Origin of the sequence: Flavobacterium sp. GSB-24, from assembly GCF_027924665.1 — a bacterium.
Classification (GTDB): Bacteria; Bacteroidota; Bacteroidia; order Flavobacteriales; family Flavobacteriaceae; genus Flavobacterium.
Window position 1 is genome coordinate 505,768 of sequence record NZ_AP027043.1, and the last position, 22,890, is coordinate 528,657.

24 protein-coding genes are annotated in these 22,890 nt (G+C 33.2%); 9 read left to right on the forward strand and 15 right to left on the reverse strand.

What is annotated here, in order from left to right; translation table 11 throughout:
* Positions 1 to 69: 69 nt before the first annotated feature.
* From QMG60_RS02460 to QMG60_RS02490, 7 genes are all read right to left on the reverse strand, one after another.
* Positions 70 to 342: a hypothetical protein gene (locus tag QMG60_RS02460; protein ID WP_281866764.1), complete on the reverse strand. Its 273-nt coding sequence runs from the start codon at positions 340 to 342 to the stop codon at positions 70 to 72.
* Between the two features lie 10 nt (positions 343 to 352).
* The gene (locus QMG60_RS02465) at positions 353 to 658 is read right to left on the reverse strand and encodes a helix-turn-helix transcriptional regulator (RefSeq protein WP_113676624.1); all 306 of its coding nucleotides are present in this window, start codon (positions 656 to 658) and stop codon (positions 353 to 355) included.
* Positions 642 to 989 (reverse strand): type II toxin-antitoxin system RelE/ParE family toxin, encoded by a 348-nt coding sequence (locus tag QMG60_RS02470; protein WP_281866765.1) that lies wholly within the window; start codon positions 987 to 989, stop codon positions 642 to 644. The genes QMG60_RS02465 and QMG60_RS02470 overlap by 17 nt, the downstream gene beginning before the upstream one ends.
* Positions 990 to 1,052: 63 nt before the next feature.
* Positions 1,053 to 1,307 (reverse strand): histidine kinase, encoded by a 255-nt coding sequence (locus tag QMG60_RS02475; protein WP_281866766.1) that lies wholly within the window; start codon positions 1,305 to 1,307, stop codon positions 1,053 to 1,055.
* Between the two features lie 107 nt (positions 1,308 to 1,414).
* Positions 1,415 to 3,808 (reverse strand): ribonucleoside-diphosphate reductase subunit alpha, encoded by a 2,394-nt coding sequence (locus QMG60_RS02480; protein ID WP_281866767.1) that lies wholly within the window; start codon positions 3,806 to 3,808, stop codon positions 1,415 to 1,417.
* A gap of 265 nt (positions 3,809 to 4,073) precedes the next feature.
* On the reverse strand, positions 4,074 to 5,051 hold the full coding sequence (locus tag QMG60_RS02485; protein ID WP_057115086.1) for a ribonucleotide-diphosphate reductase subunit beta: 978 nt from the start codon (positions 5,049 to 5,051) through the stop codon (positions 4,074 to 4,076).
* Between the two features lie 336 nt (positions 5,052 to 5,387).
* Positions 5,388 to 5,957 carry a DUF3109 family protein gene (locus QMG60_RS02490; protein WP_057115087.1) on the reverse strand — a complete coding sequence of 190 codons (570 nt, stop codon included), beginning with the start codon at positions 5,955 to 5,957 and terminating at the stop codon, positions 5,388 to 5,390.
* Between the two features lie 371 nt (positions 5,958 to 6,328).
* Here QMG60_RS02490 and QMG60_RS02495 point away from each other — a divergent pair, with 371 nt between their 5' ends.
* The 3 genes from QMG60_RS02495 to QMG60_RS02505 all read left to right on the forward strand — a co-directional run bounded on the left by QMG60_RS02495 (position 6,329) and on the right by QMG60_RS02505 (position 7,825).
* Positions 6,329 to 6,907: a MarC family protein gene (locus QMG60_RS02495; protein WP_281866768.1), complete on the forward strand. Its 579-nt coding sequence runs from the start codon at positions 6,329 to 6,331 to the stop codon at positions 6,905 to 6,907.
* A gap of 107 nt (positions 6,908 to 7,014) precedes the next feature.
* Positions 7,015 to 7,218 (forward strand): hypothetical protein, encoded by a 204-nt coding sequence (locus QMG60_RS02500; protein WP_057115089.1) that lies wholly within the window; start codon positions 7,015 to 7,017, stop codon positions 7,216 to 7,218.
* A gap of 1 nt (position 7,219) precedes the next feature.
* Positions 7,220 to 7,825, forward strand: a complete 606-nt coding sequence (locus QMG60_RS02505; protein ID WP_281867920.1) for an FAD-dependent oxidoreductase — start codon at positions 7,220 to 7,222, stop codon at positions 7,823 to 7,825.
* A gap of 5 nt (positions 7,826 to 7,830) precedes the next feature.
* On the opposite strand, the gene QMG60_RS02510 is transcribed toward QMG60_RS02505, so the two are convergent.
* From QMG60_RS02510 to QMG60_RS02535, 6 genes are all read right to left on the reverse strand, one after another.
* Complete coding sequence (locus QMG60_RS02510) at positions 7,831 to 8,148, reverse strand: hypothetical protein (protein WP_281866769.1); 318 nt, start codon at positions 8,146 to 8,148, stop codon at positions 7,831 to 7,833.
* A 68-nt stretch (positions 8,149 to 8,216) separates the two neighbouring features.
* On the reverse strand, positions 8,217 to 8,534 hold the full coding sequence (locus QMG60_RS02515) for a hypothetical protein (RefSeq protein ID WP_281866770.1): 318 nt from the start codon (positions 8,532 to 8,534) through the stop codon (positions 8,217 to 8,219).
* A gap of 76 nt (positions 8,535 to 8,610) precedes the next feature.
* A complete protein-coding gene (locus tag QMG60_RS02520) occupies positions 8,611 to 8,976 on the reverse strand; it encodes a nuclear transport factor 2 family protein (protein ID WP_057115091.1) in 366 nt (121 codons plus the stop codon).
* Positions 8,977 to 8,993: 17 nt separating this feature from the next.
* Positions 8,994 to 10,571 (reverse strand): S41 family peptidase, encoded by a 1,578-nt coding sequence (locus QMG60_RS02525; protein WP_057115092.1) that lies wholly within the window; start codon positions 10,569 to 10,571, stop codon positions 8,994 to 8,996.
* Positions 10,571 to 11,002, reverse strand: a complete 432-nt coding sequence (locus QMG60_RS02530) for a dCMP deaminase family protein (protein ID WP_008465062.1) — start codon at positions 11,000 to 11,002, stop codon at positions 10,571 to 10,573. The genes QMG60_RS02525 and QMG60_RS02530 overlap by 1 nt, the downstream gene beginning before the upstream one ends.
* A 5-nt stretch (positions 11,003 to 11,007) precedes the next feature.
* A complete protein-coding gene (locus QMG60_RS02535) occupies positions 11,008 to 11,601 on the reverse strand; it encodes a HupE/UreJ family protein (protein ID WP_057115093.1) in 594 nt (197 codons plus the stop codon).
* Positions 11,602 to 11,770: 169 nt separating this feature from the next.
* On the opposite strand from QMG60_RS02535, the gene QMG60_RS02540 reads away from it, so the two are divergent.
* A complete protein-coding gene (locus QMG60_RS02540; RefSeq protein WP_057115094.1) occupies positions 11,771 to 12,202 on the forward strand; it encodes a TerB family tellurite resistance protein in 432 nt (143 codons plus the stop codon).
* A gap of 237 nt (positions 12,203 to 12,439) precedes the next feature.
* Here the strand turns inward: QMG60_RS02540 and fbp are convergent, their stop codons facing one another.
* Positions 12,440 to 13,444: a class 1 fructose-bisphosphatase gene (fbp, locus tag QMG60_RS02545; RefSeq protein ID WP_057115095.1), complete on the reverse strand. Its 1,005-nt coding sequence runs from the start codon at positions 13,442 to 13,444 to the stop codon at positions 12,440 to 12,442.
* Positions 13,445 to 13,708: 264 nt separating this feature from the next.
* Between fbp and QMG60_RS02550 the strand changes: the two genes are divergently transcribed.
* The 5 genes from QMG60_RS02550 to QMG60_RS02570 all read left to right on the forward strand — a co-directional run bounded on the left by QMG60_RS02550 (position 13,709) and on the right by QMG60_RS02570 (position 21,394).
* Positions 13,709 to 14,197, forward strand: a complete 489-nt coding sequence (locus tag QMG60_RS02550; RefSeq protein WP_057115096.1) for a GNAT family N-acetyltransferase — start codon at positions 13,709 to 13,711, stop codon at positions 14,195 to 14,197.
* A 201-nt stretch (positions 14,198 to 14,398) separates the two neighbouring features.
* Entirely contained in the window at positions 14,399 to 15,658 is a 1,260-nt protein-coding gene (locus tag QMG60_RS02555) for an aspartate kinase (protein ID WP_281866771.1), read from the forward strand.
* Positions 15,659 to 16,075: 417 nt separating this feature from the next.
* Positions 16,076 to 19,510: a hypothetical protein gene (locus QMG60_RS02560; RefSeq protein WP_281866772.1), complete on the forward strand. Its 3,435-nt coding sequence runs from the start codon at positions 16,076 to 16,078 to the stop codon at positions 19,508 to 19,510.
* A 63-nt stretch (positions 19,511 to 19,573) separates the two neighbouring features.
* A complete protein-coding gene (locus QMG60_RS02565; protein ID WP_281866773.1) occupies positions 19,574 to 20,080 on the forward strand; it encodes a hypothetical protein in 507 nt (168 codons plus the stop codon).
* 234 nt (positions 20,081 to 20,314) lie between these two features.
* The gene (locus QMG60_RS02570) at positions 20,315 to 21,394 is read left to right on the forward strand and encodes a glycosyltransferase (protein WP_281866774.1); all 1,080 of its coding nucleotides are present in this window, start codon (positions 20,315 to 20,317) and stop codon (positions 21,392 to 21,394) included.
* Between the two features lie 123 nt (positions 21,395 to 21,517).
* Here the strand turns inward: QMG60_RS02570 and QMG60_RS02575 are convergent, their stop codons facing one another.
* Positions 21,518 to 22,828 (reverse strand): porin, encoded by a 1,311-nt coding sequence (locus QMG60_RS02575; protein WP_281866775.1) that lies wholly within the window; start codon positions 22,826 to 22,828, stop codon positions 21,518 to 21,520.
* Positions 22,829 to 22,890 lie beyond the last annotated feature (62 nt).

Below are 22,890 nucleotides of genomic sequence, written 5' to 3' on the forward strand. Positions count from 1 at the left end.
GTGATTTTTTTGAGATATTGTTTATTTAATATTGAGCAGTCATAATCAGCCTGTGGTTTCAACCACGAGTTATGTTATTAGAAGCTCATCTATGAATTCTTTATTTTCACTAACATAAAGAAAATAATTACCTCTCTTAATCTGATTCTTGCGAAGTTCTAATTTGATCTCAATACAAGGAGTTGGAATAAAATCGTGGTCAATCAAAATAGAGATTGATTTTGAAACAATCATATCGAATTTAGTATCTTCATATATTGCTGAATTTATATTTTGAAAATATTCCAAAGCGAGATTGTAAAACTCTTTTTTATTCTGAAATATTCTTTCTAATAAATTCATTTATTTCAAATTATAATTTAATTGACAGCTCTAAATGACCTCCCAAACCAAGCTCTACAATTTTCTGCAGGGTCGAAAATTTAACTTCTTTTACGTTATTCTCAATCTTAGAAATATACGATTTTGTTGTTCCCGCTTTTAATGCAAGTTCTTCTTGAGTCATTCCTTTTTGAAGTCTGGCTTCCTGAAGCAATACCCCAATTTTAAAATTTTCATATCCCGATTCTAGTTCGTCTCGTTTTGGTGTTCCAATTTTTCCATAATGTTGCTCTTTAAACTCTTCTAAGGTTGTTAGGTTCTTATTTTTCGTTTTCATACTCCTTTTTAATTTTTAAAGCTTTTTTAATTTCTTTCTTTGGTGTTTTCTGAGTTTTCTTTTGAAATCCATTAGCTAATACAACTAATTTTCCCTCATCAAAAAAACAAAAAATTCTAAAAATATCATTTGCTTGTTGTATTCGAATTTCATAAAGTCCATCTGTGTTTTCAATAAATTTCAAATACGTTTCGGGAATTCTATCAAGCTCTTCAATTAAATTAATCGTCCAAACTATTTTTTGTTGAACTTTTTCTTTTTGTTTGACAAAAAATTCATTGAAATAATTTTTAAAAAAAATGACAGTTCTAATCTTTTGATTATAACTCATAAAGTACAAATGTATAAAAGTTGCACCAAAGTGCAACTAATTGATCCTAACATTTAAAAATAATTAAGCTTCTTCCCTATTTACAATATTTCGTAAAACATCAGTAATAGTAACGGAATTACTTTCTTCATATCCTAGTGCAATAGCTATTGCCTCTAGCGCACTCGGATATTTATCTGATGAGCTAACTGCCAATCCATTCTCTAAAATTTGATTTCTCTGTATTTGAATTGCTAGTGATAAAATTTCAAAATCTGATAGTTTAGAATATTCTTCTTTTAATTGTTTTGCAATTCTATTATACGTATCAATTTGCATTTTGATATTTGTATTATTTTTACTATTAAAAAACAAATATAAAATAAAAAAAAGCAGTTATCATTACAATAACTGCTTTTATATTTTTAAAGATCTAAAATCTAAAATTAACTTCCACACATTTCACAATCTTCAGGATCTGCTGCTTGAGCTTTTAAAAGCATAGCTTTGTAATCCTCAACACTGATTGCTTCAGTTTCTGTCACTAATGATGGAGCTGTTTCTTCTTTTTTATCATTGTTTAATGTGAATTTAATCGCATCTACAGCCGCTTTTGTTCTTAAGTAATACATTCCTGTTTTTAAACCTGACTGCCAAGCGTAGAAGTGCATTGACGTTAATTTAGAATAGTTGGCATCCTGCATGAACAAGTTCAATGATTGAGACTGGTCAATAAAATAACCTCTTTGACGAGACATATCGATAATATCTTTCATCGACATTTCCCAAACTGTTTTATAAAGATCTTTTAAGTCTTGCGGAATCTTATCTATATTTTGAACAGATCCGTTATGACGCATAATTTCTTGTTTCAAATCTTCGTTCCATAAACCTAATTTTACTAAATCTTCTAGTAAATGTTTATTTACTACGATGAACTCTCCAGACAATACACGACGTGTGTAAATGTTTGATGTATATGGTTCAAAAGCTTCGTTGTTTCCAAGAATTTGGGAAGTTGATGCTGTTGGCATTGGCGCAACCAATAATGAGTTACGAACTCCGTGTTCCATTACTTCTTTTCTTAATGAAGCCCAGTCCCAACGACCAGATAATTCTTCATCTTTCATACCCCACATGTTGTATTGAAATTCTCCTTGTGACATTGGAGAACCTTCAAATGTAGAATATGGACCTTCTTCTTTTGCCATTTCCATAGAAGCGGTTACTGCAGCGAAGTATAAGGTTTCGAAAATCTCTTGGTTTAATTTTTTAGCCTCATCGCTTGTAAAAGGCATACGTAACATAATGAAAGCATCTGCTAAACCTTGAACTCCTAATCCTACCGGACGGTGACGCATGTTTGAGTTTTCAGCTTCTTTTACTGGATAGTAGTTTCTGTCGATTACTTTGTTCAAGTTACGAGTTACACGTTTTGTAACATTGTAAAGCGCTTCGTGGTCGAATTTTCCGTTTTCAATAAACATTGGCAACGAAATAGAAGCTAGGTTACAAACTGCGATTTCATCTTTAGATGTAAACTCCATAATCTCTGTACACAAGTTCGAAGAACGAATTGTTCCCAAATTCTTGTGGTTCGATTTACGGTTTGCTGCATCTTTGTACAACATATATGGCGTTCCTGTCTCGATTTGAGATTCTAGGATTTTCTCCCACAACTCACGAGCGCGGATAGTTTTTCTACCTTTTCCTCTAAATTCGTAATCTGTATATAAAGCTTCGAATTCATCTCCGTAAACATCATATAACCCTGGACATTCGTTAGGACACATTAAAGTCCAAGTTGAATCTTCCTGAACACGTTTCATGAACAAATCTGATGTCCACATCGCGAAGAATAAATCTCTCGCACGCATTTCTTCTTTCCCTGTATTTTTCTTTAAATCCAAGAAATCAAAAATATCAGCATGCCAAGTTTCGATGTAAATGGCAAAACTTCCTTTACGTTTTCCTCCACCTTGATCTACGTAACGAGCCGTATCGTTGAAAACTCTCAACATCGGAACAATTCCGTTTGAAGTTCCGTTTGTACCACGGATGTAAGATCCTGTTGCACGAACGTTATGAATAGAAAGTCCAATTCCTCCCGCTGACTGCGAGATTTTTGCTGTTTGTTTTAATGTATCGTAAATACCATCAATACTGTCATCCTGCATTGCCAAAAGGAAACAAGAAGACATTTGAGGTTTTGGAGTTCCTGCATTGAACAACGTTGGCGTTGCATGCGTAAAGAACTTTTTAGACATTAAATCGTAAGTTTCAATAACCGATTTTAAATCGTCTAAGTGAATACCAACAGAAACACGCATTAACATGTGCTGTGGACGCTCTACGATTTTTCCGTTTATTTTAAGAAGATAAGAACGCTCTAAGGTTTTAAAACCAAAGTAATCGTAATTAAAATCTCTTGTGTAAATGATGTGAGAATCTAAAAAAGCAGCATTTTCCTGAATCACTTTATATACGTCATCAGCAATTAACGGCGCGTCTTGACCGTTTCTTGGGTTTACGTAGTGATACATATCTTTCATCGTTTCTGAGAAAGATTTTTTTGTATTAGAATGTAGATTTGAAATTGCCACACGAGCTGCTAATTGTGCATAATCCGGGTGAGCAATAGTCATAGATGCTGCAGTTTCTGCCGCAAGGTTATCCAATTCAGAAGTAGAAACTCCGTCATACAATCCTTCGATAACTCTCATCGCTACCTTTACCGGATCTACAAGCTCATTCAAGCCGTAGCACAATTTTTTGATTCTTTCTGTAATCTTATCAAACATTACGGGCTCTCTGTGGCCATCTCTTTTTACTACATACATAAGCTTACTAAATTTAGTTATTGAAAAAATGAAAGACACTAGAAAAACGGTTTCCAGCACTTAAACATTGCGTGTTTTTAAATTATTTTTTGAGAATTACCGAATTCTCAATAGTTACTCGTTTCAAATTCGAAAATCGAATTTAAATACGTCAAAAATTGTCATTGAATCTGCGATTTGGGAAAGAGATTCAACCTTAAAATATTCTGTTAATCTTTTTTTTCAGCACCTCTAGAAGAGTAGATGCTAAAAGTATTTTTGTTGTCTAAAAATCTGCATCAAATGAAATTTTCTGAGCATCGCTGTCTGTGTTCATCACACCAGATTTTTGATACTCGGCAACACGTTTTTCAAAGAAATTAGTTTTTCCTTGAAGAGAAATCATGTCCATGAAATCGAATGGATTCGCTGATCCGTAAACGCGCTCGCATCCTAATTCAACCAAAAGTCTATCGGCAACAAACTCTAAATACTGTGTCATTAAACCAGCATTCATACCAATTAAACTTACCGGAAGAGATTCAGTTACAAACTGTCTTTCGATATCTAGTGCATCAACAATAATTTCTTTAATTCTTTCTTTTGGCACTTTGTTTACCAAATGGTGATTGTGAAGGTGAACTGCAAAATCACAATGTACGCCTTCGTCACGCGAAATCAATTCATTAGAGAAAGTTAAACCTGGCATTAAACCGCGTTTTTTCAACCAATAAATTGAACAGAAAGCACCTGAGAAAAAGATTCCTTCAACTGCAGCAAAAGCTATAAGTCTTTCAGCAAACGAATCAGACTCGATCCATTTTAAAGCCCATTCTGCTTTTTTACCAATTGCAGGGAAAACTTCCAAAGCATTAAATAATTCTGCTTTTTCTGCTTCGTCTTTAACGTAAGTATCTATTAATAAAGAATAAGTCTCACTGTGAATATTCTCCATCATAATTTGGAATCCGTAGAAAAACTTCGCTTCTGCATATTGAACTTCATTTACAAAGTTCTCAGCAAGGTTTTCATTTACGATTCCGTCAGAAGCAGCAAAGAATGCTAAAATATGCTTAATGAAATATCTTTCATCATCATTCAGCTTATTATTCCAGTCTGTCAAATCTTGGTGTAAGTCAATTTCTTCAGCAGTCCAAAAACTTGCTTCCATTTTCTTGTACCATTCCCAAATATCATGATGTTTAATCGGAAAAATAACGAAGCGGTTTTTATTTTCTTGTAATATTGGTTCGATTTGTGACATGACAGATTCTGTTAATTTTTTTATTGAATTTTTACTGATTCAGTAGACTACAAAGATTGTCATTTAACGTCAAAAATGAAAGCCAAACTTATTCACAATTTGACGTAGTTTTTAACAACGTTAAATTTTCGAAACATTTTCATACAAATAACTAATTTACTGTAAATGAATTATTTAAACACAAGAGTTATCTCGTGAAGCCCCGTAAAATATAGACTTTTTAATATAAAAAGCAAGAGATTTAAAATAGTTTTAAAAAGTTTTTTTTGAGTCAAAACTTTATTCTTTTGAGTCAAAATATATAGTCAAAAAGACTATATAAGAATAGCCGATTTTCTAAGAATTTTTATGTTCTTCAGCCACTTTTTCAAGCTCCAAATACCAGTCTTCTCCAAAACGTCTTATCAACGCTTCTTTGACAAATTTATAAACTGGAACTTCCAATTCTTTTCCTAACGAACAAGCATCATCGCAAATATCCCATTTATCATAATTGACCGCAGCAAATTCTGTGAAGTCTTTTACACGAATTGGATATAAATGACAAGAAACTGGTTTTTTCCAATCTACAATTCCTTGGTTGTAAGCCTGCTCGATTCCGCAAAGCGCAGTTTTTCCATCAAAAATCACATAAGCACAATCTTTATTATCAATAAGCGGTGTTTCAAGATCACCATCGGTTCCGGTTACCCAAGTTCCTTGTGCTTCGATTGCTGCAATTCCTTCTTTTCGTAAAAAGGGTTTTACTTTTGGATAGATTTCTTCTAAGATTTTCGTTTCAGCCTCATTTAAAGGCGCGCCCGCATCTCCATCAACACAACAAGCCCCTTTACAAGCAGACAAGTTGCACACAAATTCTTTCTCCAGAATATCTTCTGAAATAATAGTTTTACCTAACTGAAACATGATATTAAAATACTCTAATTTATAAAGTGCAAAGATAGTCAAAGAAAGCAGATAAAATACTTTCAAATTTTTCTACAGGTTTGAAGGAAAATTTAACGCAGAGGACGCAAAGGTTTCCACAGAGTTACACAAAGTTTTATGGAGCAGAACTTTTTAAGTTCACAAGGTTTCAAGATCTAACTTTAAAATCTTTGTGTAACTCTGTGGAAAATCTTTGCGAATCTCTGTGGTAAAAAGAATCATTTGTTACAAATATCACTTTTTTAACAACTAAAACGTGTTTTTATAACAAAAGTGAATTGTATTGAAAAAACACCTAACTTTATTATCTACTTTTGCAGCAGTTTTTAATCCCTTAAAATCAAAGCGATATGTTAGATATAGACTTCAAAGAAATCATTACAGTTAGTATGGTGCTTTTTGCCGTAATTGATATTGTGGGTTCAATTCCTATTATTGTCAATCTACGCGCAAAAGTGGGACACATCGAATCTGAAAAAGCTTCTATTGTGGCTGGTGCTATTATGATTGTTTTCCTTTTTGTTGGAGAAGGCTTATTGAACCTTATAGGTATCGACGTGCATTCGTTTGCCGTTGCGGGTTCTTTTGTGTTGTTCTTTCTGGCATTAGAAATGATTTTAGGAATTAGAATTTATCGTGACGAAGAACCAGGTTCTGCTTCTATTGTTCCTCTAGCCTTTCCTTTAATCGCCGGCGCAGGAACTATGACGACTTTATTATCACTTCGATCTCAATTTCATACTATTAATATTATTATCGCGATTGTACTTAATATTATATTGGTTTATGTTGTTCTAAAATCGTCTAAAAAGATTGAAACTTTGTTAGGAGAAAACGGACTTGGAGTAGTTCGTAAGACGTTTGGGGTGATACTTTTAGCAATTGCTGTTAAATTATTCGCTGCTAATGTTAAAGGTTTGTTTGTCTAAATTTTATTTTTATAAATTTACCCCGTAAAATATTCTAAAATACAACTTGGAGTTCATTTTCACTTTAGGTTCTACTTTTATTATTTTAGACAAACAAAGACAATCATATGAAAATTTTCACTTCAATCTTAGTGCTTTTAGCATTAGCTCTAATTGTTTTTAATATTACGCTATTAGACTTTAAAAATCCTTTTCAAGGAGACAGTATTGTAGCTTTTATTGGAATCGCAGCTTCATTTTGTGCTGTTCTTATTCTTTTGATCTTTAGGATTTCAAAAAGAATTGAGGAAAAAATGAATGAAAACAGATAACATGTTTGACGTTTTAATTATTGGCGGTGGAGTATCTGGTATGTCTTGTGCTCTTGTCTTAGGATCCGCAAAAAACAAAACTTTTGTTACTGACAAAAAAATCGGGATTTTTACTCATCAGAAAAATTCTTCTTTACAAGAAGCAATCTTTTACAATGCTTATGGTATTACACCAGGCAAATTAGGCTCTGAATTGCTAATTGAAAGCACACAGGATTTGGCGATAACTTATCCGCATATTACTCAAATTCCGAATGAGAAAGTAATTCGAATTGAAGGCAGTTATCCTGAATTTACTGTAGTTACCAACAAAAATTCTTATAAGACAAAAAATATAGTTGTCGGAATTGGGTCTGCTAATACATTTGCTATTGAAGGTTTAATGCAATATGTTGAACCCCATAAAAAAGCACTTCCAGAAAAACAACGAATTCAGCTTAAAAACGACGACCATAAAGTTGCCGACGGCATTTATGTGATTGGAACTTTAGCCGGCTGGAGAAGCCAATTGGCTATCGCTGCTGGAAGCGGTGCTGCTGTTGCAACTGATATTCTAACCTTATGGAATAACGGTGTGCAGACTCATGCCCACGATAGTATTCGATAATTCTTTTAAAGAAAAAATACTACAGTAGTTCCCAGAAAAGCAAACAATGCTGTTATTTTAAGGCCTTGAAAACATAACTCTTTCAAAGCATTAAAATTAGTATTTCTAGAGAAAAACTTATCAATGAGCAAATTAAACAAAATCAATACAATGATTCCTGTTAAACCAATAGCTGTTAATCCGAGGAATCGATAAATAAAAGAAAATGGAAGTGCATTATACACTTCCATTTTTTGTTCATAGCTCCCAATCCAGAAAAAACTAAAAAAAGCTACTATTAAAGTATTTATTATTAGATAAAGAGTATTGAATATTTTTCTCAAAATCTTTACTTTTTATTAATTGCACTTAACTTCTAAAAAAGCACCAATAAAAATTAGCGCCTTTATAATTATTTAACCGAAACGATTTCTGTGACTTTAATGTGATTCTCATCGTCGGTTTTCCATTTTTCTCCTGTTACAGAAACTACGTCACCAATTTTTACTTGTTTGTAATTTTGCGGTCCGCCCACGTTTACAATACTGATTGTCGCAAAATATACTTCTTTTTTATCTGTAGTAATTTTTGCTGTGTAACCGTCTTTTCCAGATTCTATAGATTCTACTTTTCCTGAAACCGCACCATTTGTATCATTTTTCATAGTTGTACAAGAGATTACAAAAGCCATTAGAAGTACAAGGAAACTTATTTTTTTTAAATTTTTCATATTTGAGTTTTAGTCACAAAGTAAGTCAAGTTTACGAAGCTTTGTTTTATGTTATTATTAAATTTCTTTTCAAAATTTATGCCAGCTGGATACAGCTTCCTGCAATGACTTTTAAATTACTTTCAAACTGTTTCCAAACTCTGATGTACTTAAGAACACCATTTATTGGATTATTATCAAAACTTCCTTTTAATGAAATAGTAACTGCAACGACAGCAGAATCGTCTATTATATTTATAATTTGATCTGAAGCTTCTAGAAAATCTATTTTCATTTTTCCAGAGCGATAGGAATTCAAATCAAATTCTTTAGTGATCGTTTGTCCATCTGGAAGATTGAATAATAAATCATCGTGCAGGATTGTCTCCAATGCAGAAACATCCGAATTTTTAATAGCAGTTAGAAGTTCTATTTCTGCATTAATAACGGTTTCTATTTTCATCGTATAAAAAATTGAAGTTACTTCTTAGGATTAAGAATTGTTTTAATCATCGCATCCTCTTTCAAGATCACATCATAATAATACAATTCTCCATACAACTGTCTCGCAAATTCGGCAGTGATATATCGGTTTACAAGCGATTTGGTTTTATCTAATTTTAAATCCAAACCTGTCATAAGAATATAGTTTTTGAATTTTTTGAAATAAACATCTGATGTTTTCATCTTGTTTAAAAACGCAGCAAAACTAAGTCCTGCAAAAGCATCTCTATTTTTATCCAATTCTTCAAAAACAAAATGGCCTACAATTCCAGTTTGTAATAGATAACCAACATTTTCATTTCCATGTTCAGCTTCCATCGGAACAAAAACGTCAGGGACAATTCCGCCGCCGCCGTAAACGATTTTACCTTTAGGAGTTTTGAATTTTAAAGAATCAGCCACTTTGATACTGTCTTTTGCGTATAATTCTCCAGTAGCGATTCTAGATTCTGATTCTTTAAAATATTCTTCGTTTCCTTTTTTATAGGGTTTCTGAATTGATCTTCCAGTTGGAGTATAATAACGCGCAACAGTCAATCTTACGGCAGATCCGTCATTAAAATCCATTTCACGTTGCACTAAACCCTTTCCGAATGAACGTCGGCCTACAATTGTACCTCGGTCATTATCTTGGATTGCTCCAGCTAAAATTTCGCTGGCAGAAGCACTGTTTTCATTAATTAAAACATATACTTTTCCAGTTTCAAAACTACCTGCCTTTGTTGCATACGTTTTTTCAGTCGTACCATTTTTACTTTTCGTAAAAACAATCAGCTGTTTGTCTTTTAGAAATTCATCTGCGATTGCTATTGCTTCTTCCATGTAACCGCCTCCATTGTCACGAAGATCAATTACAAGTGATTGAATTCCTTTTTGTTTGAGTCTTGTTAAACCAGTTTTAAATTCATTAAAAGTGGTTTCGGCAAAACGATTGATTTTGATGTATCCAACATTATTTCCAATCATCAAAGAAGCATCAACGCTTTTAATTGGAATAATATCTCGTTTTACTTTAAACTTTAATTTCTTTTGTTCTGATTTTCTAAAAACTGTCAATTCGATTTCCGAACCTTGCAAACCTTTTAATTTTGAGAATAAGCTGTCTGAAGGTAATTTTCTACCGTATAATTTGGTTTTCCCGGCAAATAAAATTCGGTCTCCAGATTTTAGTCCCGCTTTCGCTGAAGGTCCGTTTTCGATTGGTTTTATAATCGCAACAGAATCTTTATACATATAAAAATTAATTCCGATTCCGACGAAATCTCCTTTCATACTTTCAGCAACTTCTGCTTGTTCGCTTGGCGGAATATAAACAGAATGCGGATCTAATTTAGAAAGAATATTATCGACTGTAAGATTTACAATCGAATCTGTATTGACACTATCAACATATTCTGTATTGATAAAATCAATTAATTTGTTAAGCTTAGTTTTAGAGTAATTTTTAGCCAAAAGCTGGTCGCTTGCAGGAGCATTCATAAGGCTGCCCGCAATTGTTCCAAGAGCAAAAGTCGCTCCTATTACTATTGGTAAATATTTTGAGTTAAATTTCATTACTCTTCTAAAACAGGAATATGTTCTACTTCAACACCTGCCTTTATTAAAAATTGAATTCCAGAATCGTCACGATATCCGTCTTTGTACACCACTCTTTTTATTCCCGATTGATGGATTAATTTACTGCATTCTTTGCAAGGTGAAAGTGTAATGTATAAGGTTGCACCTTCGCAAGATTGTGTCGATCTTGCTACTTTTAGAATTGCATTTGCTTCTGCATGTAAAACGTCCCAGCGTGTTAGACCATTTTCATCCTCACAGCAATTTTCAAATCCAGATGGCGTACCATTGTAACCATCAGAAATGATCATTCTGTCTTTTACTATAATGGCACCAACTTGTTTTCGTTTACAATACGAAAGCAGACTCCACTCTTTTGCAATTCGCAGATAAGCTTTATCGTATTTATTCAGTTTTTTTACTTCCATTTATATTATCTGTTCCAAATCGGACTTTCAATAATCATCGGAATTACAACTCCAATAATAAAAGCCGACATTACTAGTGCCCAGTCGCGTTTTGAAAAACGGAAAACAGTCTGCACTATATATGAAATTACCAGCACAACAAAAACAACTACCAATTGAGCAGCTTCGATTCCTAGAGCAAACTCTCCCAAAGGTAACAATTTTGATGTTGCAGATCCTCCTAATATTGTTTTGAAATAATTAGAGAAACCTAAACCATGAATAATTCCAAAGAATAAAGTTATGAAAAATACCAGATTCACACCATCATTTTTAGAAGTCTTTCCTGCTGTAAACAAATGATACAGAGCGGTTACTAAAATTGTAATTGGAATAAGAAATTCTACAATATTTACTTTTATCGCTATTATGCCGTAAACGGAAAGAATTAAAGCTAATGTGTGTCCAATTGTAAACAAGGAAACTAAGAGAAAAATTCTTTTCCAGTCCTTAAATAAATACGGAACGGTTAAGGCGATTAAAAAAAGAACGTGATCGTAGGCATTAATATCCAAAACATGTTTTAATCCTATTTGAAAATAAATCCAAAATTGTGACATAGGTATTCTATAATTAAATAATTAGGGGTTGTAAACTTACGATTAATTTTCAAAATTAAAGATCTAAGCACTTAATTCATTCAATAAAAATAAGTTAAATTTTATGAGAAATTTAAAAACAATAATTTAAAAATAGGATTATATTTGTTGCATAAAAACCGATTTAATTATGCCATTTTCAGAATTATTTGATAACGAATTCAAACAAAGAAACAGAGGTCATTTCTCTGCAATTGTGCGTGTAGCTTTCGCTGACGGACATGTAAGTCCAGAAGAAAAAGACTTTTTGGACAAATTAGCTTCAAGATTAGAAATTTCAGCAGAAGAATATACAGAAATTCTTAAAGATCCGTGGAAACATCCAATAAACCCACCTTATTTATATACTCAACGTTTGGAGCGTTTATATGATTTAGCAAGAATGGTTCATGTAGATCATCATTTAGGAGACCAGCAAGAAGTTATGTTAACTCGTATGGGATTAGCATTAGGATTTACTCCAGGAAACGTAAACTACATTGTTGCTAAAGCTCTTTCATTAGTTGACAAAAAAGTAGACTTAGATACTTTCCTTTTCGAAATGGAAAATATGAACAAGTAATTTTTTAGTATTCAGTTTACAATCACAGTATTCAGTTTTTTACTGATGCTTAAATTGAAATAAAATAAAAAACCCGAGAGATTTAAAATCTTTCGGGTTTTCTGTTTTAAACTGAATCCTAACTTTTCCTCAAAAGAAACCCGACAGGTTTTAGAAACCTGTCGGGTTTGAAATGTAAGCTAGAGTTAAACAGTCTCCAAAAACTGTGACTGAGACTGAGACTGAAAACTGAATACTTTACTCAGCTGCCATAAATTCCTCAGCTTTTTCTACCATATTATAACTTCCGCAGAAAAACGGAACTCTTTGGTGCAGTTCGGTCGGCTGGATTTCCATAATTCTTCCAAAGCCGTCTGTGGCTTTTCCTCCTGCTTGTTCTGCAAGAAATGCCATTGGATTACATTCATATAATAAACGTAATTTTCCTTTTGGCGCTTTTGAACTTGTCGGATAAATATACACACCGCCTTTGATCATATTTCGATGAAAATCGGCAACCAGACTTCCTATATATCTAGAAGTGTAAGGTCTGTCTCCTTCTTCGCGCTGGCAGTATTTAATGTAATTTTTTACTCCCTGCGGAAAATGAACATAATTACCTTCGTTGACCGAATAGATGTGTCCGTCTTTCGGAAACTTCATATTCGGATGCGAAAGATAAAATGTTCCAATCGCTGGGTTTAACGTAAACCCATTTACTCCATAACCTGTTGTGTAAACCAGCATTGTCGAAGTTCCATAAATTACGTAGCCTGCTGCAACTTGATTGATTCCCGGTTGTAAAAAATCCTCGCTAGTTACCGGAGTTCCTATTGGAGTAATTCTTCTGAAAACAGAAAAAATAGTTCCCACAGAAACATTAACATCAATGTTTGAAGATCCGTCAAGCGGATCCATTAAGATCACGTACTTATTATTATGACAGTTGTCGCTCCCCTGAACTGTAATAAAATCGTCGTTTTCTTCAGAAGCAATACCACAGACAATCTCACGGTTTATTAACGTCTGGATAAATACTTCGTTTGCATAGACATCTAATTTTTGCTGGTCTTCGCCCTGAATATTCTGCTCGCCTACAGCGCCGATAATATCCACTAAACCCGCTTGGTTTACTTTATGATTGACCACTTTTGCTGCCAATCGAATAGAGTTGATAATTCGCGAGAGCTCTCCCGACGAATACTGAAATGCTTTTTGGTTCTCAATAATAAACTCTCCCAGTGTTTTATTGCGTTCTTCCATTGCTAAATCGTTATAGTTTTAATTTTAAGTCACAAATATCGCTTATTTTGTGAGAATGATTTAAAAATTATTTTGTTAGTTTGCTACTATTGTATATTTGCTAATATTTTACACAAAGCAACAATCAAAGCTCTGTTTTTCTTTGATAATATGTAGATAAAAATACGAATACATGAAATTGCCTCTTGCATGTCTTGGTGAAAACAAATGCTGCATTAGGAAAAAGCAATACTATAAAGGACAAAAAAATAACGTTTACCAATTATGAATATTAGAAAAGGAAATCCTGAAGATATGAAATCGGTGTTGGGGCTAATTCAGGAGCTGGCAATATTCGAAAAAGAACCCGAAGCGGTTGTTATTACAGAAGAGGATTTAGTGCGTGATGGTTTTGGGGAAAAACCACTTTTTCATGTTTTTGTTGCAGAGATCGAAAACGACGAAAAACAAAAAGAAATTGTTGGAATTGCTTTATACTATTACCGCTACTCTACCTGGAAGGGAAAAACAATACACCTTGAAGATTTAATTGTAAAAGAGAAAATGCGCGGTACTGGTTTAGGTTCTGCTCTGTATGCCGAAATCATGAAGCAAGGTAAAAGAGATGGAGTGAGAAGAGTAGAATGGAATGTTTTAGCCTGGAACACACCTGCAGTTAATTTTTACAAGAATTCTGGCGCAAAAATTCTAGAAGACTGGCAAGTGGTGCAAATGGATGAAGCTGGAGTTAATTCGTTCTTAGAAAAATTATAAAAGCAGTTTGCACAGTTTAAAAGGTTTTTGCCACGAATTTCACTAATTTTCACTAATTAATTCGTGTCAATTTGTGAAATTCGTGGCGAACTAACAAAGATTTAAATCCTTTTAATTGAAATAATTCAGGCAAAAAAATTAAAAAATACTAGGTTTCGATTTGAATCTGAAATCTAAAATCTAAAAATCTATTAATTAAAAATGAGAGTATTTAAATTTGGTGGAGCATCGGTAAAAGATGCAGATGGAATTAAAAACGTATACGACGTTTTACAGAAAGTGGGTTATGAAGATGTAATTTTGGTAGTTTCGGCGATGGGTAAAACTACAAATGCTCTTGAAGTTGTTATCAAAAATTATTTTGACAAATCGGCAGAATTAAGTTCTTCTGTACAAGAAATAAAAAAATATCACAATCAAATATTATTAGATTTATTTGAAGACGAAAAACATGAGGTTTTTGCTGCCGTAAATGCGCAGTTTGCTGAATTGGAATATTTTTTATCGCATAATAAATCTCCAAACTATAACTTTGTTTACGATCAAGTAGTAAGTTTTGGTGAATTAATTTCGACTAATATCTTAAGTCATTTCATGAATTTCATGGGAATTCAGACGCAATGGCTTGACGTTCGTAATTTCATCAAAACCAATGCAAATTATAGAGATGCAGAAGTAGATTGGGAAACTACACAACAGCTTATCAGTAAAAATGTTCCTAGAAAAACATTAAATATTACTCAGGGATTTTTGGGTGCAGACGAGAACAATTTCACTACAACTTTAGGACGCGAAGGTTCTGATTATACTGCTGGAATTTTTGCTTACTGCTTAAATGCTGAAAGTGTTACAATCTGGAAAGACGTTCCTGGAGTTATGAATGCCGATCCGCGTTATTTTGAAAATGCGAGTTTATTGAACCAGATTTCATATCGTGAAGCTATCGAATTGGCATTTTATGGTGCAACAGTAATTCACCCAAAAACATTACAGCCATTACAGAAAAAAGAAATTCCGTTATACGTAAAATCTTTTATCAACCCTTTATTAAAAGGAACTTGTGTTTCTAAAGGAGTTGATTTGGAACCACAAAATCCGTGTTTTATTGTAAAAAGGGAACAGCTTTTAATTTCACTTTCATCAATTGATTTTTCTTTTATAATGGAAGAAAATATCAGTGAGATCTTTGGATTATTCCACGAATTTAAAATCAAAGTAAACTTGATTCAGAATTCTGCGATTAGTTTCTCTGTTTGTGTGGAAGATAAATTTGGAAATTTCAACGATTTGAATGCGATTCTTTCGAAAAAATTCAAAGTTGATTTCAATGAAAATGTAACACTTTACACTATCCGTCACTTTAATGAAGACGCTGCTCACACTGTTGAGGCCAACAAAGAAGTTTTATTAAAACAAGTCAGCCGCGAAACGATGCAGATTGTGACTAAAGAACTAAATTAATTTTCTAAGCGTTAATTATTTCAATTCATTATAAAAGGTTTCATCTTAATTGATGAAGCCTTTTTTTAATTATATTTAGTAGTTTTATCACAAAGTATAAAGTAATTTATCTCATCATATGATAACCAAAAAATTCATAATAGTCCTTTTACTTATTTTCATTATCATATTCATTGGTATAGACTTAAGTCCTATATTAAAAAAAGAAAATGTAAATGACATTTCATTTTCAGATTTCAGAAATTCAATTGGTCCTTTCTTAACATTTATTGCAGTTTTTATAACTTATAAGAAACTATTGAGAAACGAAAAAAATGAAGAAAAACAAAGCACTTCATCATTTTAAAAACTCAAAATTTCTGTTTCTATTTTTCCCAATTATAAATACTACTTTTGACTTTTCAGAGTTAAAGTATTATGTTGAAAAAATTACTGTTTTTGACGGTTTTCATCTGGTTTTCTGCGCTTCAGGCTCAGGAAACTGAATCGCTGTACAAAACCAAAAAAATAGTAACCTCAAAAGACACCATTCGGCTGGAAAAAGTGAGTATTAATTCCAGTTTCTTCGAGCTTTTAAATATCAAAAACGAACCGATTGATTCGACTTTCTACAAAATTGATTTTCAAAAAGGCTTTTTACTTTTAAATGAAAAATTCCAATCTGCCTCTGACACTTTAATTGTCAACTATCTAAAATATCCCGATTTCTTAACCAAAGAATACAGTCTTTACAAATCGGATCAGATTGTAAGCAGCGACGTTGGAACCGAAAAATTGTACCGAATTGATAATAATGCAAATGCTAAAAAAGTAACGCCTTTTGATGGTTTGAACACTTCTGGAAGCATTACGCGAGGCATTACAGTTGGGAATAATCAGAGCACGGTTTTAAATTCCAATTTAGATTTACAGATTACGGGTAAAATTTCAGATAAAGTCAGCTTGAGAGCTTCTCTTCAAGACAATAATATTCCCCTGCAGGATGGCGGTTATTCGCAAAAGCTGGATCAGTTCGATAATATTTTCATGGAACTTTTCAGTGATGATTGGAACATTCGCGCAGGCGATGTTTTCTTAGAGAATCGCAAAACACAATTTTTAAGTTTCAATAAAAAGGTTCAAGGAATTTCTGCCAGCTTTGATTTTGATACCGAAAAAAGTAAAACCAATGTTTTTGCATCAGTTGCTTTTGTAAAAGGACAATATGCTAAAAGTACTTTTATAGGTCAAGAAGGAAATCAAGGTCCGTATAAACTAAAAGGTCAAAACGGTGAGTTATATGTTTTGGTTATTTCAGGTTCAGAACGTGTTTACGTAAACGGTGTTTTGTTAAAACGCGGCGAAAACAACGATTATGTAATTGATTATAATGCTGGAGAAATTGTTTTTACTTCGCTTTTCACCATAACTTCAGAAATGAGGATTAATGTAGAATACCAATATTCTGAAAGAAATTACAATCGATTGGTAACATACGCCGGTGCCACACACGAAAATAAAAACTGGAGTTTTGGCGGTTATGTCTATTCTGAAAATGACATGAAAAATCAACCTTTGCAGCAAAATCTTTCTACAGAACAAGTCCAGATTTTGAGTGAAGCTGGAGATAACATCAATTTAATGAAAGCGCCTTCTGCCTACGAAGATAGTTATGCCGACAACAAAATCTTGTATAAAAAAACATTGGTAAATTCAGTGGAAGTTTATGAATATTCTAATAATCCAGCCGATGTTCTGTACAATGTAAGATTTAGTCTTGTTGGTGCAAATGCTGGAAATTATATCATTCAAAACAACAATTCTGTCGAACGAATTTATCAATATGCTGCGCCTGTTAATGGAGTTCTGCAAGGAAATTATGAACCAATTGTACAGCTTGTAGCACCAATTAAACTTCAAGTCGCCACTTTCTTGGGGAAATATAATCCGGACGAGAAAACTTTAGTCGATTTTGAATTGGCTGTGAGCAATAACGATCAAAATTTATTTTCTAAAATTGATGATGGCAATAATGAAGGCGTTGCTTTTAAAACAAACATCAAAAAACGACTTTTTTCTAGAAGCTGGAATTTAGATGTTTTTGGAAATTATCAATATGTGCAGCAAAATTTCAAATCGGTTGAGCGTTTATATAATATTGAATTTAATCGCGACTGGAACTTAACGGGAACACTTTTGGGCAATCAAAGTCTGCTGGTTACAGGTTTAAATTTTGATTTATATTCTAAAAAGGAAACTTCTAATATAGGATTAATAAATTATCAGTTTGAGAAATTAGATTTCAGCGAAAGTTACACGGGATCCAGACATACAACAACGGCTCTTTTTAAAATAAAAAACTGGACGATCGAAAACAATGGGAGTTTTTTAAATTCTGATGCAACTGCTTCAACCTCAAAATTCATTCGAAACCAAACCCGAACCAAATATCATTTTGGTAAAAACTGGATTGGAGGCAGTATGCAATTAGAAGATAATCAGGAAAAAGATAAAATTACCAATCAGTTTTCAGCTTTAAGCCAAAGATTCTCAGAATATGGCGTTTTTACAGGAAGAGGCGACAGTACTAAAGTTTTTGTCGAAATAGGCTTTTTACAAAGGAGAAATGATAGTTTACAAAACGGACTATTGCAGCACGTTAATAATTCGCAGACTTATTATTTAAAGTCGAAATTGATTCAAAACAAAAAAACTGATTTAGCAGTTTATGCAAGTTATCGAAATTTAGATTTTACAGATAATACGAGAAAAAACGAACCTTCATTAAATTCTAGAGTTTTATATAATGATCGTTTTTTCAATCAATTAATGCAGATTGGAACAGCTTACGAAACGAGTTCTGGAACTATTGCACAGCAGGAATTTACGTATGTTGAAGTTCCAACCGGACAGGGAGTTTATACTTGGAATGATTATAACGGAAACGGAATTCAGGAATTACAGGAATTTGAAATTGCGGTTTTTCAAGATCAGGCGAAATATGTTCGAATCTTTTTACCGAACCAGATTTATATTAAAACGAACCAAAATAAGTTCTCGCAGTCTTTGACATTGAATCCGCTGCAATGGCAGAATGAGAAAGGTTATAAAAAAATATTATCTTATTTCTACAATCAGACTTCTTTTATAATGGATCGAAAAGTAAAAAGCGAAGGCGAAAAGCTGGAACTTAATCCCTTTGATTCCTCTGAAGAAAATATTTTAGGATTGAATTCGAGTTTTAGAAACAGTTTGTTTTACAATCGAGGCCGACAAAAACATTCTGTTACGTATTCTTATCTTGTAAATAAAGGCAAAAGCCTGCTTTCTATAGGTTCGCAAAATGTCCGCAATTATTCGCATCAGCTTCAATATACTCATTTGTATCAAAAAAGCTGGCTGTTTAATCTTTTTAGCAAAACCATAAAAACTGATTTGGTTTCTGAAGATTTTACTGAGAAGAATTACGACATTAATGGCTGGCAGCTCGCCCCAAAAATTAGTTATTTGTTTTCTAAAAACACCAAATTGGATTTCTTTTATGAGCTTCAAAACAAGAAGAATCAAATTGGCAATTTTGAAACTTTAAAACAAAATAGAATTGGAACTTCTTTTTCTTATGCAGGCGAAAAGAAAGTAACCGTAAATGGAGAATTTTCTTTTTATGAAAATAAATTTAATGGAAATGAATTTTCATCTGTCGGTTTTCAGATGCTTGAAGGACTGCAGGCTGGATCAAATTTAGTTTGGAAACTTCTTCTGCAAAAGAATATTACGTCTTTCTTAGATGTTAATTTAAATTATCAGGGCCGTAAAAGCGAAACAGGAAATACGATTCATACAGGAAATGTTCAGCTTCGTGCATATTTTTAATGACCTGCGAAAAAGATGACAAAAAATTGTTTAATTTTAGTTTGAATTTAAACATATAACCTTATGAAAAAATTAGTAATAATCTGTTTTTTAGTTGTTTTCTCCTCTAATTTCTACGCTCAGGAAACAACAGCAAAAACTGCGAAAAGCAAAACGGAAGCTTCAGCAAAAAAAGCAAAATCAACTGCAGATAAAGCTTCAGCTGATGCAAAAAAAGAAGCTTCAAAGTCTAAAAAAGCAGCAGACGATGCGAAAGAAGCTTCGGCAAAAGCAAAAAAAGAAACTGCCGATAAAGCAAAAAAGACTGCAGACAAGGAAGCTGCTAAAGCTAAAAGCGATGCAAAAAAAGCAACAACTGAATCTGACAAAGCTAAAAAAACAGCAGACAAAGCTACAGCTGACGCTACAAAAAAATCAGCTGCAAAGACTTTGAAGGAAACAAATGAAAAAGCACCAGCTGTTCCAGATAAAGTTACAGGTGAATATAATGGTAAAAAAGTATATACTGGACCAAGAGGTGGTAAATACTACATTAATAAAAATGGGAATAAAACTTACATTCAGGATTAGTTTAAAAGGTTCTGAGAGACTAAGGTGCTGAGGCACTAAGGTTCTGAGAATCTAAGAAACACTATTTGAAGCCGAACTATTGTTCGGCTTTTTTTTCATAAAAAAAATACTCAGAACCTTAGTACCTCAGCATCTTAGAACCTTAAAAAAAATATTGACTTAATAATTTAGTAATATCCTTAAAATAACATAGAAAACATATTTCTTTATCTTCGTTTTTAAAAAGCGTTAAAAATGAGCATTGATTATTCTGCGAATAAAACTATTTTAGTAGCTCCATTAAATTGGGGACTTGGCCATTCAACTAGATGCATTCCTATCATTAAAGCGCTTCAGGAGAATAATTATATTCCCATTATCGCTTCAGATGGTGTTGCTTTGGCTTTGCTGCGAAAAGAGTTTCCTTATATACAAACTTTAGAACTGCCTTCTTATCATATTGAATATGCAAAGAATGGTAAAAACTTTAAATGGAAGCTGATCAAAAATCTTCCTAAAATGATTACTGCTATTTTAGATGAGAAAAAAATGGTCAATAGCTGGATCAAAAAATACGGTATTGATGGTATAATCTCAGACAACAGATTAGGGGTTTTCAGCAAAAAAGTGCCTTCTGTTTTTATGACGCATCAATTGAATGTGATGACTGGCAATACTACTTGGTTTACGAGTAAATGTCATCAGCATTTTATTAAAAAATATACTGAATGCTGGGTTCCTGATACAAATGATGAAGTAAATCTTACCGGAGATTTAGGTCATCTTAAAAACAACGACCTCAATTTAAAATATATTGGACCGCTGAGCCGCATGAAGAAAAAGGATACTCCTAAAATATATGATCTAATGATTATATTATCGGGACCTGAGCCACAGCGTACTTACTTAGATGAAAAGCTGCAGAAAGAAGCTGCTAAATATCCTGGTAAAGTAGTTTTTGTACAGGGAATTATTCAAAAATCACAGGAAAAATGGCAGGCAGGAAATATAACGTATTATAATTTCATGAACTCAAAACAGCTGGAACAAACTTTTAACGAAAGTGAGTTTGTATTATGCCGCTCGGGTTATACTACTGTAATGGATTTAGCCAAATTGGGTAAAAAAGCTTTTTTTATTCCAACTCCTGGTCAATATGAACAAGAATATCTGGCGATAAAACTTCAAGAGGAAAATTTAGTACCGTATGCCATGCAGGACGACTTTACTATTGAAGATTTATCAAAAGTAAAGTCGTTTAAAGGATTGTCCCAATTTGAAAATAATATCGACTGGGATTCCTTATTTACTGTTTTCGAGAATAATTCTCATTAAAAATCCGTATTTATCTATGTCTTTACTATAGAGAATCCGTTTAATCTGCGTCAAAATCAGAACACAGATTAAACGGATTTTTATTCGCAAAATCACTAATTAACAGGGATTTATTTTTATTCTTTAGAAATTAAACTGCACTTGTAATCTTAGAACGTTTCCTTTCTGTCTATTTATTGGGAGTGCACTGTCTTCAAAAGTTCTGTCTGCAATTACATAAGATGCTGTTAATTCGAAAGCTTTAATTGGCTGCCACTCGACACCTAATTCATAATCTCTAACCACATAACTTCTGGCATCTTTCTCGTATTTTTTTCCTCCGTCATAATATTGAAATTTGGCGAAAGGATAAACATGTTGTTTTTTAATGTCCCATTTGTAGTTTAATAAAACGTATCCTCCATTCAAATCTGTTTCATCAACTGTATTGGTTTGTGGATTGTATCGAGGTCCTCTTCCTATGTTATATTCTGTCTGGATTCCGAATGGTTTTGGATATAAAACAAATGTTGCTCCTACCCTTTGGTCTTTTACATACTGCGGATCGTTTACTATAACTCCAGATGATATTTCTCCCGTAAAAGCCCATTTTCCTGTGTAAGCCTGAATTCCTGGTTCGATAATCTGACTTCCAATTACAAATGGATACGTTACTCTTGCAACCACATTTAGATCTCTATTTCCGTCCAGTTTATTTGCAATCTGCCCATTGTAAACTCCAAAAGCAAATACACCAAAATCACCCGAACCTTTATAGCCATCTCTAACCAGCATCGCAAAACGCTCTCTAATTTCGGCTGGTGCCCAGTAAAAAAATATCCCTAAATCACGCTCATTTGCTATTGAACTATTTATAGCATCGGCACGGTCTAAAGTCAAACGCTGCGAACTTGACTGCATGTTTTCAAATCCATATGGAATTTTACTCTGCCCAACACGAACTCGGTACTCTTTTTTCTTATCAAAAGAAAGATCAAAATAAAGGTCACGAATTTGTACAAAATTTTGAATTCCTGTACTTGGCGAACTCGCAAAATCGGGTTGGAAATAGAAAAACACATTTGGATGAACCTGACCCGAAAACACTAAACGCGCACGGCGGATAAAAAGTCCATTGTTTGCTTTTGCATCTGGAGCTGTAGAAGTTGTTCCCCAGGATTTATCGCATTGATCGCAGGAAACTTTGTCGTTTGTAGAAAAAAGTCCGTTGTACCTGATTTGCGCATAACCTCTTAAAGAGATTCTGTCATACCAATGTTCTTCAACTCCTCCTCCAGATTTAGTCTCCGGAAGTTTTGCTTTGTTGATAGAATCTAAAATACGCATTACTTCGTTTTTTACATCCTGTTTATTTAGTTCTTGTTTGTTTGTTTCCTGCGCATTAGCGGCACAAGTTATCAGCAATAAAATGGCTGCTATTTTTCTTTTTATCATTAGTTCTGTAATTCCCTTAATTTCAGGATGCAAAGATGGAGCACCTATGTTAAGAAATCATT

What these genes read in the sequence shown, in the direction of transcription:
- QMG60_RS02540 (WP_057115094.1), top strand. Translation starts at nt 11,771, where the DNA reads ATGCCATTTTCAGAATTATTTGATAACGAATTCAAACAAAGAAACAGA.
- QMG60_RS02515 (WP_281866770.1), bottom strand. Translation starts at nt 8,534, where the DNA reads ATGAAAAATTTAAAAAAAATAAGTTTCCTTGTACTTCTAATGGCTTTT.
- QMG60_RS02560 (WP_281866772.1), top strand. Translation starts at nt 16,076, where the DNA reads ATGTTGAAAAAATTACTGTTTTTGACGGTTTTCATCTGGTTTTCTGCG.
- QMG60_RS02465 (WP_113676624.1), bottom strand. Translation starts at nt 658, where the DNA reads ATGAAAACGAAAAATAAGAACCTAACAACCTTAGAAGAGTTTAAAGAG.
- QMG60_RS02535 (WP_057115093.1), bottom strand. Translation starts at nt 11,601, where the DNA reads ATGTCACAATTTTGGATTTATTTTCAAATAGGATTAAAACATGTTTTG.
- QMG60_RS02565 (WP_281866773.1), top strand. Translation starts at nt 19,574, where the DNA reads ATGAAAAAATTAGTAATAATCTGTTTTTTAGTTGTTTTCTCCTCTAAT.
- QMG60_RS02555 (WP_281866771.1), top strand. Translation starts at nt 14,399, where the DNA reads ATGAGAGTATTTAAATTTGGTGGAGCATCGGTAAAAGATGCAGATGGA.
- QMG60_RS02520 (WP_057115091.1), bottom strand. Translation starts at nt 8,976, where the DNA reads ATGAAAATAGAAACCGTTATTAATGCAGAAATAGAACTTCTAACTGCT.
- QMG60_RS02460 (WP_281866764.1), bottom strand. Translation starts at nt 342, where the DNA reads ATGAATTTATTAGAAAGAATATTTCAGAATAAAAAAGAGTTTTACAAT.
- QMG60_RS02470 (WP_281866765.1), bottom strand. Translation starts at nt 989, where the DNA reads ATGAGTTATAATCAAAAGATTAGAACTGTCATTTTTTTTAAAAATTAT.
- QMG60_RS02495 (WP_281866768.1), top strand. Translation starts at nt 6,329, where the DNA reads ATGTTAGATATAGACTTCAAAGAAATCATTACAGTTAGTATGGTGCTT.
- QMG60_RS02475 (WP_281866766.1), bottom strand. Translation starts at nt 1,307, where the DNA reads ATGCAAATTGATACGTATAATAGAATTGCAAAACAATTAAAAGAAGAA.
- QMG60_RS02525 (WP_057115092.1), bottom strand. Translation starts at nt 10,571, where the DNA reads ATGAAATTTAACTCAAAATATTTACCAATAGTAATAGGAGCGACTTTT.
- QMG60_RS02550 (WP_057115096.1), top strand. Translation starts at nt 13,709, where the DNA reads ATGAATATTAGAAAAGGAAATCCTGAAGATATGAAATCGGTGTTGGGG.
- QMG60_RS02480 (WP_281866767.1), bottom strand. Translation starts at nt 3,808, where the DNA reads ATGTATGTAGTAAAAAGAGATGGCCACAGAGAGCCCGTAATGTTTGAT.
- QMG60_RS02505 (WP_281867920.1), top strand. Translation starts at nt 7,220, where the DNA reads ATGTTTGACGTTTTAATTATTGGCGGTGGAGTATCTGGTATGTCTTGT.
- QMG60_RS02570 (WP_281866774.1), top strand. Translation starts at nt 20,315, where the DNA reads ATGAGCATTGATTATTCTGCGAATAAAACTATTTTAGTAGCTCCATTA.
- fbp (WP_057115095.1), bottom strand. Translation starts at nt 13,444, where the DNA reads ATGGAAGAACGCAATAAAACACTGGGAGAGTTTATTATTGAGAACCAA.
- QMG60_RS02530 (WP_008465062.1), bottom strand. Translation starts at nt 11,002, where the DNA reads ATGGAAGTAAAAAAACTGAATAAATACGATAAAGCTTATCTGCGAATT.
- QMG60_RS02500 (WP_057115089.1), top strand. Translation starts at nt 7,015, where the DNA reads ATGAAAATTTTCACTTCAATCTTAGTGCTTTTAGCATTAGCTCTAATT.
- QMG60_RS02575 (WP_281866775.1), bottom strand. Translation starts at nt 22,828, where the DNA reads ATGATAAAAAGAAAAATAGCAGCCATTTTATTGCTGATAACTTGTGCC.
- QMG60_RS02485 (WP_057115086.1), bottom strand. Translation starts at nt 5,051, where the DNA reads ATGTCACAAATCGAACCAATATTACAAGAAAATAAAAACCGCTTCGTT.
- QMG60_RS02490 (WP_057115087.1), bottom strand. Translation starts at nt 5,957, where the DNA reads ATGTTTCAGTTAGGTAAAACTATTATTTCAGAAGATATTCTGGAGAAA.